This window comes from Brachybacterium sp. Marseille-Q7125, assembly GCF_023062615.1.
GTDB lineage: Bacteria > Actinomycetota > Actinomycetes > Actinomycetales > Dermabacteraceae > Brachybacterium.
The window spans coordinates 1-13,246 of sequence record NZ_JALLAL010000037.1; the positions used below are offsets into that span (position 1 = coordinate 1).

At 70.2% G+C, this 13,246-nt stretch carries 11 protein-coding genes, 1 tRNA gene and 1 pseudogene; 9 read left to right on the forward strand and 4 right to left on the reverse strand.

Annotation, left to right across the window (positions count from 1 at the left end):
* Positions 1–823, forward strand: a pseudogene (locus tag MU407_RS09935) (hypothetical protein); the annotation flags it as partial.
* Positions 824–832: 9 nt separating this feature from the next.
* Here the strand turns inward: MU407_RS09935 and MU407_RS09940 are convergent.
* Positions 833–1,294: a hypothetical protein gene (locus MU407_RS09940; protein WP_102236166.1), complete on the reverse strand. Its 462-nt coding sequence runs from the start codon at positions 1,292–1,294 to the stop codon at positions 833–835.
* A 335-nt stretch (positions 1,295–1,629) separates the two neighbouring features.
* On the opposite strand from MU407_RS09940, the gene MU407_RS09945 reads away from it, so the two are divergent.
* From MU407_RS09945 to MU407_RS09955, 3 genes are all read left to right on the forward strand, one after another.
* The gene (locus MU407_RS09945) at positions 1,630–1,974 is read left to right on the forward strand and encodes a hypothetical protein (protein WP_102236167.1); all 345 of its coding nucleotides are present in this window, start codon (positions 1,630–1,632) and stop codon (positions 1,972–1,974) included.
* A 320-nt stretch (positions 1,975–2,294) separates the two neighbouring features.
* Positions 2,295–2,522: an antitoxin gene (locus tag MU407_RS09950; protein ID WP_199173890.1), complete on the forward strand. Its 228-nt coding sequence runs from the start codon at positions 2,295–2,297 to the stop codon at positions 2,520–2,522.
* On the forward strand, positions 2,519–2,902 hold the full coding sequence (locus tag MU407_RS09955) for a type II toxin-antitoxin system VapC family toxin (RefSeq protein ID WP_102236169.1): 384 nt from the start codon (positions 2,519–2,521) through the stop codon (positions 2,900–2,902). Before MU407_RS09950 ends, MU407_RS09955 begins: the two co-directional genes overlap by 4 nt.
* A gap of 29 nt (positions 2,903–2,931) precedes the next feature.
* Here the strand turns inward: MU407_RS09955 and MU407_RS09960 are convergent.
* From MU407_RS09960 to MU407_RS09970, 3 genes are all read right to left on the reverse strand, one after another.
* A tRNA-Thr gene (locus MU407_RS09960) sits at positions 2,932–3,003 on the reverse strand.
* A 49-nt stretch (positions 3,004–3,052) separates the two neighbouring features.
* Positions 3,053–3,892 carry a thioredoxin domain-containing protein gene (locus tag MU407_RS09965; RefSeq protein WP_246957070.1) on the reverse strand — a complete coding sequence of 280 codons (840 nt, stop codon included), beginning with the start codon at positions 3,890–3,892 and terminating at the stop codon, positions 3,053–3,055.
* Between the two features lie 106 nt (positions 3,893–3,998).
* Positions 3,999–5,933: a serine/threonine-protein kinase gene (locus tag MU407_RS09970; protein WP_246957072.1), complete on the reverse strand. Its 1,935-nt coding sequence runs from the start codon at positions 5,931–5,933 to the stop codon at positions 3,999–4,001.
* Between the two features lie 195 nt (positions 5,934–6,128).
* On the opposite strand from MU407_RS09970, the gene MU407_RS09975 reads away from it, so the two are divergent.
* The 5 genes from MU407_RS09975 (at position 6,129) to MU407_RS09995 (ending at position 13,012) form a co-directional block, all read left to right on the forward strand.
* Entirely contained in the window at positions 6,129–6,806 is a 678-nt protein-coding gene (locus tag MU407_RS09975; protein ID WP_246957075.1) for an AIM24 family protein, read from the forward strand.
* Positions 6,807–6,858: 52 nt separating this feature from the next.
* Entirely contained in the window at positions 6,859–9,165 is a 2,307-nt protein-coding gene (locus tag MU407_RS09980) for a circularly permuted type 2 ATP-grasp protein (protein ID WP_246957077.1), read from the forward strand.
* Positions 9,158–10,174, forward strand: coding sequence for a transglutaminase family protein (locus tag MU407_RS09985; protein WP_246957080.1), 1,017 nt, complete (start codon positions 9,158–9,160; stop codon positions 10,172–10,174). The genes MU407_RS09980 and MU407_RS09985 overlap by 8 nt, the downstream gene beginning before the upstream one ends.
* 171 nt (positions 10,175–10,345) lie before the next feature.
* Positions 10,346–11,257, forward strand: coding sequence for a formate/nitrite family transporter (locus MU407_RS09990; protein ID WP_246957083.1), 912 nt, complete (start codon positions 10,346–10,348; stop codon positions 11,255–11,257).
* Between the two features lie 270 nt (positions 11,258–11,527).
* Positions 11,528–13,012, forward strand: coding sequence for an FAD-dependent oxidoreductase (locus tag MU407_RS09995; protein WP_246957085.1), 1,485 nt, complete (start codon positions 11,528–11,530; stop codon positions 13,010–13,012).
* The last annotated feature ends 234 nt before the right edge of the window (positions 13,013–13,246 follow it).

Here is a 13,246-nt window from a genome sequence, read left to right on the forward strand (position 1 = left end):
CGCTGCGGACTCCCCCGCCCCCGCTGCGGAGCCGGCCCCGACCGGTGGGGTGCGCATCAAGAACGCCGCGACCGTGGTGCCGCTGGGGCCGGCGGCAGCGCGTGAAACGGAGCCGGCGCATGAACCGGTGGCGGCCCCGGCCCCGCAGCCGGCACCGGCGCCGCAGCCAGCGCCCTCCCCGCAGCCCGTCCCGGCCACGCAGCCCGCGTCCCCGCTGGATGAGCAGCTGGATGAGGACACCGACGACGGCTCATCCCGTCGGACCTGGTTCGCGTGCGGTGCCTGCGCGCTGCTGGTGCTGCTGATGGTGCTCGCGGCCGCGATCGGCGGGCGGGCTCTGCTGGGCGGTGATGAGGACGAGTACCGACGCGACTCGGATACGAGCGGTGCGCAGACCCCCGGCGAGGAGGAGAAGTCCGCCGACGGCGAGGAGCCGAGCGAGGCGGAGCCCTCTGAGGACCCCGTCTCCCCGGCCCCGGATGATGCGCTGGAGCTGTCCACCGTGCAGTCCCCCACCGGGAACCTGCGCTGCGCCCTGGACGGCGAGGACGTCGGCTGCTCGGTGATCGAGCAGGACTACGCCGAGGCAGGGCTCGAGGACTGCTCCGAGGGGACGTTCTCGATCCGCAGCGCTGGCGGTGAGGAGGCGGCCCTGGAGTGCGGCACCACCTTCGGCTCCGAGGAGGCGACGGTGCTGGAGTACGGCACCAGCGCGACCGACGGCAAGGTCGCCTGCCGCAGCGAGATGGAGGGCATGACCTGCTGGCACGTCATGACCGGCAAGGGCTTCTTCATCAACAAGGCCACGTACCGGACGTTCTGAGCGATCGGATCAGACCAGCAGATCCACGCTCGACATCACCAGGAAGATCAGCCCGGCGCCCATCGCGATGATGCCGATGATCTCCATCGGAATCCAGAACACCGAGTGCTTGGGACCGCCCTTGATGCTGCGGCGGCCCTGCTCCAACACGCTCTCGATCATCCCCTGGGCCTCCTCGCGCGAGGAGGGCTGCACATTGTCGACCACCAGGGTGCCCTGCTCCGCGGCCTGCTCCAGACGGGGCCGCTCAGCCTCGGCCCAGGCATCGGCCCGGCGCGCGGGGCGGGTGTTGTTGAGGTACCAGCCGTGCGCAGCAGTCATCACCCCACCGAGCAGCAGACCCAGCGGCATCAGAACGCTCGTGGCCGTCGCCGACTCCAGCACGGCGGTGCCAATGACCCCGCCCAGCAGCGCGAGCATCGCTCCGATGTACACCACGGCCAGGATGCCCCAGCCCTTCCAGATGATCATGAAAGTTCCTCCCTGCCCACCCCGTCAGCGAGCACCGGGACGGGAGTGTAGCGGGCGGAGGACGACGGTGCGGTCCGGGGCAAGACGCTCTTGAATCACATCTACAGCAAACCGAACGTGGAGACCCTCCAGGCGCATGCGGAGGAGGAAGAACATTTCAAAAACAAAGCGCCCCTCCTTGTTCGTTGGAGCGAAGTGGCTAGGGCCGCATGGCACCATGGGGAGATGTCCCCACGAGTCTGCCGCGTATCGGAGCAGAGTCGGGAAGAAGGACACCGATGACTGCTACACCTCATGCCCCACGCACGAGCTCGCGCCGTGCAGATGCCGGCCGTATGCGCTCAGGGCTCGCCCTGCTGGCGCTTGCCGTTCTCGCGCTCCTTGTCACGGGCATTGCCGCCGTGGCGGTGTGGGATATCGCGACGATCACCGCGGTGCTGCCCCCGGGACCAGACACTGCGGACCCGAACGTGCACGAATACGTGAACACGCCGGCTCTGATCGGTCTGATTCCCGTCGGTCTTGCCGCCGCGCTCGGGCTCGGCGGCCTGGTAGTCGGGACCCTCTCGCTCGCCCGGCGGCGGGGTCGCTGGTGGCAGCTCACTCTTCCCGGTGCCGCGATCATCCTTGCTTTGCTGGGCCCTGTGGCCGCCGCATCGGTGGCAACGCCGACCTTCTGAGCCGCGAGATCCGGCGCACAATACCCCACGGAGAGCTGGAGACGGTGTGAGATCTCAGGACATCGTTCGCCTATGTCTCACGTCATCGTTCGCATGCTGTCGGGGGTGGTGACCGCGGCGCGTCTGGGGGTGGTGTCTAGCTGTCCCGCATCTGACTATGCGGAAGAGCCCGTGAGTTGCTGGGCTGATCTGAAGGAGTCTGATCACCCCTTCCTGCCTGCCCCACAGCGAGCACCGGGACGGGAGTGTAGCGGGCAGAGGGTGGTATACGAGGAACTCCACCCTTGACATGCATAGCACATGCAACTCATGCTCTACGCATGACAACGATGCAGATCCGGAACGTGCCCGAGGAAACCCGCCGCGTGCTCAAGGCACGGGCCGCCGCCGAGGGGCGTTCTCTCAGCGACTACCTCTTGCAGGAGGTCAATCGCCTCGCTGCCCGCCCCACTCGCGCCGAGTTGCTGCGCCGCATCGAGGATCGCGGGCGGATCAGCAACCTGCCCCCGTCCGCTGACGTTCTCGCTGAAGCTCGATCAGAGCGATGACTCTCGTCATCGACGCTTCCGCGGTCGCTGACCTGCTTCTGCGGGAGGAGGACTCTGCGGCTCTGATCGGCGCAATCCAGGGGCATGACCTCGTCGCCCCGGAGATGCTCGTCGCCGAAACGCTCTCCGTCATTCGCGGCTGGACGCGATCAGGAGCCATCAGCACCGAGCGCGCCCGCGGCGCGCTCGACGACTTTTCCCACGGGGATATCGAACTATTCGGCCTGGCGCCACTACTCCCCCGGGCCTTTGAGCTTCGTGATCGGGTGAGCGCCTACGACGCAATGTATGTGGCTCTCGCCGAGCATCTGGGCTGTGCGCTCCTTACTCGCGATGCGCGGCTCGCCCGCGCCGTGCCGGAACTGGCCGTCTACTGCTAAAGCACAGTGCCGCCACAGCTGCAGTTGAGAGCTGGAGACGGGAATCGAACCCGCAACCACCTGTTTACAAGACAGGTGCGCTACCGTTGCGCCACTCCAGCGGACAGGGGCCGATCCGGGCAGGATCGGTCCCTGCGAGTGTAGAGGGGATCAGGCCCCGCCGTCGGACGCACCTCCCGCGTCCGAGGCGCCACCACCATCCGAGGCATCGCCGGACAGCCGCTCGGTGAGAGTCGCCTTCAGCGCACCGGGCTCATACATCATATTGTTGCCGCCCCACGACTCGCCATCGATGCTCACGAAGGGCGTACTATTGTCGACCTCCTTGCCGTACGGGTCCGAGACCTCATCCACCCAGCGGTCGTAGGTGCTGCCGCGCATGCACGAGCGCACCTCCTCGGATGCACCGGCCTGCTGGGCGAGGTCGAAGATCTCGTCATCGTCCAGGCCCGCGCTGCCCTCCGTCGGCTGGTTGTCGAACATCAGCTTCTGGAAGGCGAGGGTGTTGTCAGGGTTGTCCTCGTACACGCACACCAAAGCGTTCGCGGACCGGGTGGAGAAGTCCCCGGAACGCGACTTGGTGTCCAGGAAGTTCCGCAGCACCAGGTTCAGCGTGATGGACTCGTCGTCCACGAACTGCGCGAGATCCACGCCGTTGGCCTGCTCGAATTCACCGCAGAAGGGGCACATGAAGTCGAGGTGGACCTCCACCACGGGGGCGCCGGAGTCCTCCGGGGCGCCGAGGGTTAGGTAGGGCTGGTCCGTGCTCATACCCTTCGGGACAGCGACGGGGCCTTCCGGCTGCGCGGCCCGATACACGAGGAAGCCCGCGCCGGCTACCAGCACGAGTGCCACCACGGTGATCGCCGCGATGACGATGGTGCGGACGGTGCGCTGCCGACGCAGCTCCGCCTGCCGCTGCTTGCGCAGGGCTTCGCGCTGCGCCTCGCGGCGCTCGGCAGCGGACTGGGACGAACCGGACGCGGCCATGTGGACTCCTCGCCCCGCACGTGGATGCGGTCGGTGACAGAACGTCCTGAGCCTAGCGGGGGCAGCGGGGCGAGAGGGTGATGGTCTGCACTGCGAGTCCCGGATGTCAGCGGCGCCACAGCGCGATATCGGTCAGGCGCGGCAGCTGGGAGAAGGGGAAGTAGTCGACCGCGCCGCCGCGGGCGAGGATCGTGAACGCCACCGCCCCCAACAGAAGCAGCAGCAGCACGAGCACCACTGCGCTCCACAGCAGGTCCGGAGCTGCCGCGTCGATCATCCGGTGCGCGCCATCGCGGGTGGCGCGGCTGCCGAGCCCCACCCAGGTGATCAGCAGTGTCACGGCGATGGCGATCCCGAAGGCCACCGCCTCCGGTGGGGGCGCACCGGCCAGCAGGGTCCAGGCGGCGTCGGTCGCGATCCCCACCAGCAGGCCCAGCAGCAGCGGCAGGATCACCTGCAGCGCGGTGACCACGAGCCCCCAGGCGAAGCGCAGCGGGCTCAGCAGCCCCGCCTGCCATTGCGGCCCACTTCCCGTCACCCCGCGCATCCGTGCCCCGGCCACGGCGCGGTGACCGCCCTCCCAGGTGCGGGAGATCGCGCCGAGCAGCAGCATCATCCCCAGCGCGACATACGGGGCGAGCGCCCCGAGAGCCACCAGCAGCAGATGCCCGGTCCACATCAGGCCCGGGCGCCGCGGGGGTGCAGGCACCGGCGGCGGGTACATCTGCTGCGGCGGGGCCGGGACGATGTGCGGCGGCGGCTGCGGGATGGCCTGCTGCGGCGCGGGCATCTGTCGCGGCGGCATGGGCTGCGGCGGCATCGGCGCGGGCTGCGGATCCGGGATCACCGGCAGCACCGCCGTGGGCGGCCCCGTGACAGGCAGCACCTCCGTGGCGGGCTCCTCCGGGGTGCGGGTGATGGGCAGCGCTTCCGTCGGCGCCTCCCCGGGGCCCTCCGGGATGTGCGGCAGCGCCTCGGTCGGCTGATCCGTCGGCCCCGGCGTCGGGGTCGAGTCCTGGGACGGTGTGGTGATGGTCGGCAGCACCTGCGTGGCATCGTCCGCGCGCGAGGTCGCTGCGGCCCCGGCTGCGGCCCCGGCAGCGGCCCCCGTCCCGGTGGTCAGCACCTCCGTCTGGCCCGGGTCGTCGTAACGGCTGAGGTCCAGCTCCGCGAGGCGCTCGAGCAGCTCCTCGGGGATGGGGCGCTCGGCCGGATTCGCGCGCAGCGCGGAGCGCAGCCAGGCGGCGAGCTCGCTCGGTGTCCCCTCCACGTCGATCTCCCCACGCTCGGCGCGCAGGAACACCAGGTCCGCGCGGCCGCTGCCGAAGGGTTCACGGCCCGTCGCCGCGAAGGCCAGCAGCGCCGCCCAGGCCCACCAGTCCCCCGCCTCCCCGGTGTGGTCGGTGCGGATCACCTCCGGGTCCAGGTATGCGGCAGTGCCCATCACCAGACCTGTCGAGGTCAGGCGCGATTCCTCCGCCGCGATCGCGATGCCGAAGTCGATGATCACCGGATCCAGACGATCCCCGTCGGGATCGAAGCCCATCAGATCCGCGTCCGTGGCACCGCGCAGCATGACGTTAGAGGGCTTGAGGTCGCGGTGGATCACGCCGGCACCATGGATGTCCCGCAGCGTCTCCCCCAGCACCAGGCCGACCTCCCGCACCGCCTCCGGGTGCAGGCCGCCGTGATCGCGCACCGCATCCTCAAGGGTGGGGCCGGGGATGAACTCGGTGACCACGAACGCATCGGCGGACTCGAGCTCCGCATCGAGGATCCGCACGATGTTGGCATTGCGGACCAGACGCTGCGCCCCCACCTCGCGGGCAAGACGCGCACGGGCTCGCGGATCATCGGAGATCTCATGGCGCAGCAGCTTGATCGCCACATCTTGGCCGTCGGCGTCCGTCGCCCGGTACACGATCCCCATGCCGCCGGCGCCGATGCGACCCTGGATCTCATAGCCGGATTCCTCGGCGAGCGCCACCAGACGCGGGTCGCGGGACCCGGGGTGGCGGCGCACAGGGCGAGGGGCGGACATGATCGCCATGCTACGAGGACACGCCTGACCCCGCCCGGCATCGGCCCCGGATTCACCGTTCTCCCACGTGTCATCCGCGCGATGCTCCCGAGACGGCCCGATATGGCCGCAGGCGTGAGATGATCCCGTCGGCGGCGCGGTGGGTGCCGCCACGGGACCGCCGCGGACGGCCCGTCGGATCCGAAAGGGGACCCCATGCGCTCGAACCTGTTCGATGCTGCCAACCAGGAGCGGCAGACCACCGATCGGTGGGCTCTGCAGTCCTCCAAGATGCTGCGCTGCACGCTGCATCCGCAGGCGCCGGAGATCGTCTCTGCCGCCGGGGCGATGGTCGCCTACCAGGGACAGATGGACTTCTCGTACCAGGGCTCCGGCGGTGGCATGAAGCTGCTGAAGAAGATGGCCACCGGGGAGGGCGCCAATATGATGCGCACCCGCGGCCACGGTGAGGTCTTCTACGCCCGCCACGCCGAGGAGATCTTCCTGATCCAGCTCGAGGGCGATGCCCTGACGCTGAACACGAAGAACATGCTGGCCTTCGACTCCACCATCCAGTGGGATATCCGCTCCCTGGGCGGGGCCGGGTTCATGGCCGGAGGCCTGTTCAACCTGTTCCTACAGGGTCAGGGCATGGTCGCCGTCACGAGCGACGGTCCGCCGATGCTGCTGGACTGCTCGCAGCAGCCCACTTTCGTGGACCCGCAGGCAGCGGTGTGCTGGAGCGCGAACCTCACCCCGCAGATCAAGAACGACTTCAAGATGGGTTCCCTGATCGGCCGCGGCTCCGGCGAGTCCTTCCAGCTGGCCTTCCACGGTCCCGGCTTCGTGGTGGTCCAGCCCTCCGAGGGCCCGCCCGTCGTCACCACCTCTTGACCTGCGCGGGACGGCGCCGCAGGCCCCGCGGCGTGGCCCCTACGATGGAGCGGTGACCTCTGCGACGTCTCCGGCGCTGCGCGCCGAGCTCGAGCTGCTGGGCGCCGATGGCCTGCGCCGGGCGGCCGCTGCGGCGGCCAGCCAGTTCGCCGGGGACGGGTCCCCGGCCGCGCCGACGGTGGACCCGATCCCGGTGGTGCTCGGCGCCGAGGAGTGGGAGCAGCTCACGGCGGGGCTGATCCAGCGCCTGCGCCTGCTGGATGCGCTGCACGCGGACCTGTACGGGCCGCGCACCGTGCTGACCGCGGAGCTCACCCCCGTGGCTGAGCTGCTCGCGGACCCGCGGTACCTGCGCACCGCCGTTGGGATCCCCAGCGCACGTGGCGGTGGACTGTTCGCCCTGGCCACGACCGTGATCCGCAAGGCCGATGGGAGCTGGGCGGTGCTCGAGGACGCGGCCGATGTGCCCGATGGCGCCGGCACCGCGCTGGAGCTGCGCCGCGTGCTCTCGCGCAGCACGCCGGCCCTGTATCGCTCGACGCCGCTGCGGCGCCTGCACCCCTTCTTCGACACCGCCCGCGCCGCGCTGCACGAGCGGTTGCGCGCCCGCGGCCGGGCCGGGCGGGCCGTCGTGCTCATCGATGACCGGGCCGATCCGCTGCGCGCGGCCGATCACCACTGGATCGCGAACCTGCTGGGCGCCCCCGCGGTCTCCCCCGCGGATCTGCGCACCGGATCCGGGTCCCTCACACTGCGCCTGCCCGGCCCGGACCGGAATGCGCAGGAACCAGTGGATGCGGTGCTGCGTCTGATTCCCTCGCAGCTGCTGGATCCGCTGGATCTGGGGCCGACGCCGCTGGGTGGGGTGACGGGTCTGGTGGAGGCCGCGCGCTGCGGGGATGTGGAGGTGCTGAACCCGCTCGGGGCCGGGCTGCTGGAGAACCCCGCGCTGCGGGAGGCGCTGCCGGATCTGTGCCGCCACCTGCTGCATGAGGATCTGCAGCTGCGGCCCGCCCCCGCGCAGGCCGAGCCCGCCGGAGCGGCATCCCTGGACCCGGAGGGTGGGAACCAGCTCGTGGAGCGCCCCGTGCAGCTGCGCCTGCTGGTGCTTGCCACGGCCGAGGGGTACGAGGTGATGCCCGGCGGGGTGGCGCGCACGGCCGATGCGCACGCCCCGGCGCTCAAGGACATCTGGGTGCAGGTCCCGCTGACAGCCGGGAGCGAGAGCCTGGAGCTGAGCCTCGGGGCGAGCAGCCCCCGGGACCTCGCCACCTACCCGGCGATGAGCCGCTCGATCGGTTCGGACCTGTTCTGGTTCGGCCGCTACCTCGAACGGGTCGACGCGACCGCCAGACTGCTGCGCACTGTGCTGGATACCGTCAACGACCTCGATGCGGAGCCCGGGACAGCCGCCCGCACCGCCCAGGGCGTGCTGCTGCGCGCGATCACAGAGGTGACCACCACCTCCCCCGGTTTCTACGCCGTTGACCTCAGTGATGCCGAGGAGGTGACCGCCGAGCTCGCCTCGCTGCTGGGTGACCGCACCCGCCCCGGCTCCCTGGCCCAGTCCTTCGAGGCCCTCGCCCACAGCTCCCGCACTCTGCGCGATGTGGTCTCCGAGGATGTCTGGCCAGTGATCGCACGGCTGCGCCGCACCGTCCGCACCCTGGATCCTGCCGGCACCATCCCCCTCGAGCAGGGCCTGACCGCGGTGATCGACGGCTGCCTCACCTTCTCCGGGGCGATCGCCGATTCGATGCCCCGCACTCTGGGCTGGGACCTGCTCGAGGCGGGCCGCAAGCTCGAGCGCTCCCTCACGGTTCTTGCGCTCCTGCGCGCGATCCTGGGGCGGCGCCGCGCGCGGCGGGGCGAGGCCCGCACCGCCGCAGCGCTCGTGGCAATCACCGAATCGGGCGCCTCATACCGCCGGGCCTTCCACGCCGCCGCCCAACCGGAGCTGGTGCTCGAGCTGCTGCTGGCCGATCCGGCGCTGCCGCGGTCGATCGCCTTTCAGCTGCAGCGGCTGGGCCAGGTGCTGGACCGTCTGCCGGAAGGGTCGCCCTCGGCGGCGCTGCGCACCCCCCTCACGGCGCTGCGCAGCCGCGTCGCCGAGTGGGAGCCGCGCGAGCTGCTGTGCCCGCTCGAGGGGCCCGATGGGGCCGATGGGGCCGACCGGGTTGATAGGGCCGATGAGATTGATGGGCCTGATGGGGTTGATGGGCCTGATGGGGCGCCGACGGCGCTGCTTGCCGAGGCCGATGCCGCCGTGAGCACCCTGCGGGAGCTCGCCACCAAGCTCGAGCAGCACTACTTCCACGCCTCGGAGTCCACCTCGCACTGGGGGATCGACGATGTCTGAGCCCACCCGCCCCACGTCCTCCACCCCGCAGCAGCCCCGGCCTCTGATCCCACTGCTGGATGAGAGCGCCGACCCGTCGGACCCCATCCACTACCGCATCCACCACCTGACCGCCTACCGGTACGCGAAACCGGTGACCCGCAACTACGGGCGCGCCCATGTGGAGCCGCGCGCCACCACCCACCAGCGCGTCCTCTCCCACGAGGTGGTGGTGGACCCGGCACCGGCACAACTGACCGCACACACCGACTTCTACGGCAACTCCTCCACATACCTGCTGGTGGATGAGCGGCATGAGCACCTGGATGTGCATTCCCACGCCCGCGTGGCCGTGGCCGAGCGACGCTACCCCCTGGACGCGATCTCACGCCCCTTCGAACGCTGCCGACCAACGCACTGGGGCCCGCTGCTGCCCGATGCGAATCTCGACTTCACCCACCCCTCGCCCCGGATCCCCGAGACCGCCGCCGCGCACGAGCTGAGCGCCGCCGTGTTCACGCCCGGGCGCGCGATCGGCGAATGCCTCGCGGATCTCACCGCCCTGATCCACAGCGACTTCACGTACGACACCGCCGCGACCACCGTCTCCTCCACGCTGCAGGACGTGCTGGAAGCCCGTCGGGGCGTCTGTCAGGACTTCGCCCACGCCGGGATCGCCGCGGTGCGGGCCGCGGGACTCGCCGCCCGATACGTCTCCGGCTACCTGCGCACCGCCCCATCGGCCCGCGGGACGCTCGGCACCGAACCGGCCGGGCAGATGGTCGGCTCCGCCGCAAGTCACGCCTGGCTGTCCGTGCTGGTGCCGGGCACCGGCTGGGTGGACATCGACCCGACCAACCGCACCTTCGTGGACCAGCGCTTCGTCACCACCGCCTGGGGACGGGACTACGCCGATGTGCCGCCGCTGAAGGGCATCGTGGTGGGGCCACCCGGGGCACGCAGCACCCTGCGCGTGGCCGTCGAGGTGGTGCCGGAAGGGTCCCCGGCCGATGAGACGCCGAGGCCCTGAGCCGTGTAGGCATCGTGACGGGTTCGTGACCTGCACCAGGACCATCGCCGAAGCGTTTCACGCACCGCGGGCGTATCCTCAGCCCTGACCATGGCTGGGCAGCGTTGCTCACGTGGCTGCACTGATGTGCACCGCATCGCCCCCTCTTTTGCGAATCGCAGGACAGGAATCATGAACGCCTCCTCAACTCCCCCCACCGCTGCACCGGCACCGCCGAACACGCAGATCCCCACCCCGAAGGCGCTCGCCAAGGCCCTCGAAGACGGGATGTACGCCAAGGCCACCGCCCCGCTGCTGCAGATGTTCCTGCAGACCCTCACCGGCGGCGCGTTCATCGCCTTCGGCTTCATCTTCATGGTCACCTCCCAGCAGGGCATCAGCGACTGGCCCACCGGCGTCGGCAAGGTGCTCGGCGGCGTCGTGTTCTCCGTGGGCCTCGGCCTCGTGGTGATCTCCGGCTCAGACCTGTTCACCGGCACCACGATGACGGTCGTGCCGCGCCTGTCCGGCCGCATCGGCACGGGCAAGATGCTCACGCACTGGATCGTGTCCATCGTCGGGAACTTCATCGGCTCCGTCGTGATGGCCGTGCTGATCATCCTCGGCGGCACCCACGCCTCCAACAAGTCGGCCTGGGGCATGACGGTTCTGAACATCACGCAGGCCAAGCTCGGCTATGACTGGCACCAGGCGTTCTTCCTGGGCCTGCTGGCGAACTTCGCGGTGTGCCTGGCGGTGTGGGTCTCGATCGCCGGCAAGACCGTGGCTGACAAGATCCTCGCCGTCGCCGGTCCGATCGCCCTGTTCGTCGCCTCCGGTTTCGAGCACTCGGTGGCCAACATGTTCATGCTGCCCCTGGGCTGGATGATCAAGACCTTCGCCGGGGACAAGTTCTGGAGCGGCGAGGCACTCGCCGATGCCGGCAAGTCCGCCGCCGACTACGCGGACATCACCGCCCTCTCCGTCCTGTGGGACAACCTCATCCCGGTGCTGCTGGGCAACATCGTGGGCGGCGCCGTGTTCGTCGGCGTCTACTTCTGGGCGATCTACCGTCGCGGCGACGCCGACATCGCCAAGGCGTGAGCCCGTCGGTCCCCTGACCCCCTGCCGACCCCCATCGGCACCCTGCGGCCCCGGCCGGGACATCGACCATGACGTCCCCACCGGGGCCGCATCATGTCTCTGCATCATGTCTGCACTGTGGAGGGTCCGTGGAGGCCGCGTCGGGCCGCTCACACGGACCTGACCGGGCACGAGAGCGCCGATAGAGTGGTCCGCAGCTTCCCGCCGCCGCCCCCGTCGGGCCGGGCGGCATTCCGACCCGGCGCACTCGCGCCACGAGACCGAGGTGAGATGTCCTCCTCCCAGCAGCCCTTCCGTCTGGCCGTGATCGGCTCCGGCCCCGCCGGCGTCTACGCCGCCGAGACCCTGCTGCGCTCGGCGCCCGTCAAAGGCGGGGAGCTCGAGGTCTCCATCGACCTGTTCGACAAGTACCCGGCGCCCTTCGGGCTGATCCGCTACGGCGTGGCCCCGGATCATCCGCGTATCAAGGGCATCATCACAGCGCTGCACCGCATCCTGGGCCGCGGCGATATCCGCTTCCTGGGGGACGTGGAGTTCGGCACCGATCTCACGCTCGAGGATCTGCGCACCCACTACGACGCGGTCGTGTTCGCCACCGGCGCGCTCAAGGACGCGGACCTGCACATCCCCGGCATCGACCTGGAGGGCTCCTTCGGCGCCGCCGACTTCGTGGCCTGGTATGACGGCAACCCCGACTATCCACGCAGCTGGGACCTCTCTGCCGAGCAGGTCGCAGTGATCGGCAACGGCAACGTGGCGCTGGATATTGCGCGCGTGCTCTCCAAGAGCGGCGACGAGATGCTGCGCACCGAGATCCCGCAGAACGTCCACGAAGGTCTCGCCGCGGCGCGCACCACGGATGTGCATGTCTTCGGCCGCCGCGGCCCCGCCCAGACGAAGTTCTCCCCGCTCGAGGCGCGCGAGCTCGCCCACCCGAAGGGCCTGCAGGTCGTCATGGATCCGCGGGACCTCGAGCAGGTCACGGAGGCCGAGTGGGAGGCGATCCGGGCCGATAAGCGCACCGACCAGGTGGTGCAGACCTTCGTGGGCTGGCTCGAGGATCAGCAGGCCCGGGAGGCCGCTGGTGAGGAGCCCACCGACCGTGAGGGCGGGCCGGTCAGCCGCCGCCTGCACATGCACTTCTGGCACCGTCCCGTCGAGGTGCTCGGCGAGGACGGGAAGGTCACCGGCATGCGCTTCGAGCGCACCCGGCTGGACGCCGACGGGAACCTCGAGGGCACCGGCGAGTTCGTGGACTACGAGCTGGATGCGGTGTACCGCGCGGTGGGCTACCACGGCTCCGAGCTGCCGGGCATCCCCTACGACGCGCGCCGCGGCGTAATCACCAACAGCGCTGGCCGTATCACCGAGGCCGATGGCACCGTGCTGCCGGGCCTGTACACCAACGGCTGGATCAAGCGCGGGCCGGTGGGGCTGATCGGCGCCACGAAGTCCGATGCGCTCGAGACCGTGGGCAGCCTGCTGGAGGACATCACCGTCGGCAGCCTCCCGCGCGCCGAGGTGCGCGATGACGAGGCGATCCTGCGCCTGCTCGAGGACCGCGGCGTGGAATACACGACCTGGGATGGCTGGATGGCGCTGGATGCGCACGAAAAGGCCCTGGGCGCCGCGAGCAAGGACGCCGACGGCGAGCCGCGCGCCCGTGTCAAGGTGGTGGACCGCGAAGAGATGGTCCGGATCAGCCGCGAGGGCATGGCGCAGGCAGCCGCGGGCGAGGGCTCGGCCGGGGCCTGAGGGCTCGCGCACGCGCGGGACCTGCGGGCGCGGCCTGCGGGCTCGGGCACGCGTGGGGCCTGCGGGCCAGCCGCCACACCCCACACCGCATCTCCTGACAGGCCGCCACGCCGCACCTACTCGCCGAGTACACCGATCTGAGGCAGAACCGGCACGAATCGGTGCACTCGCGGAGCGCGGCCCGGCGTGTTGCGAGCGGGGCGCGGCGTGTTGCGAGCGGGGTGCGGCGTGTTG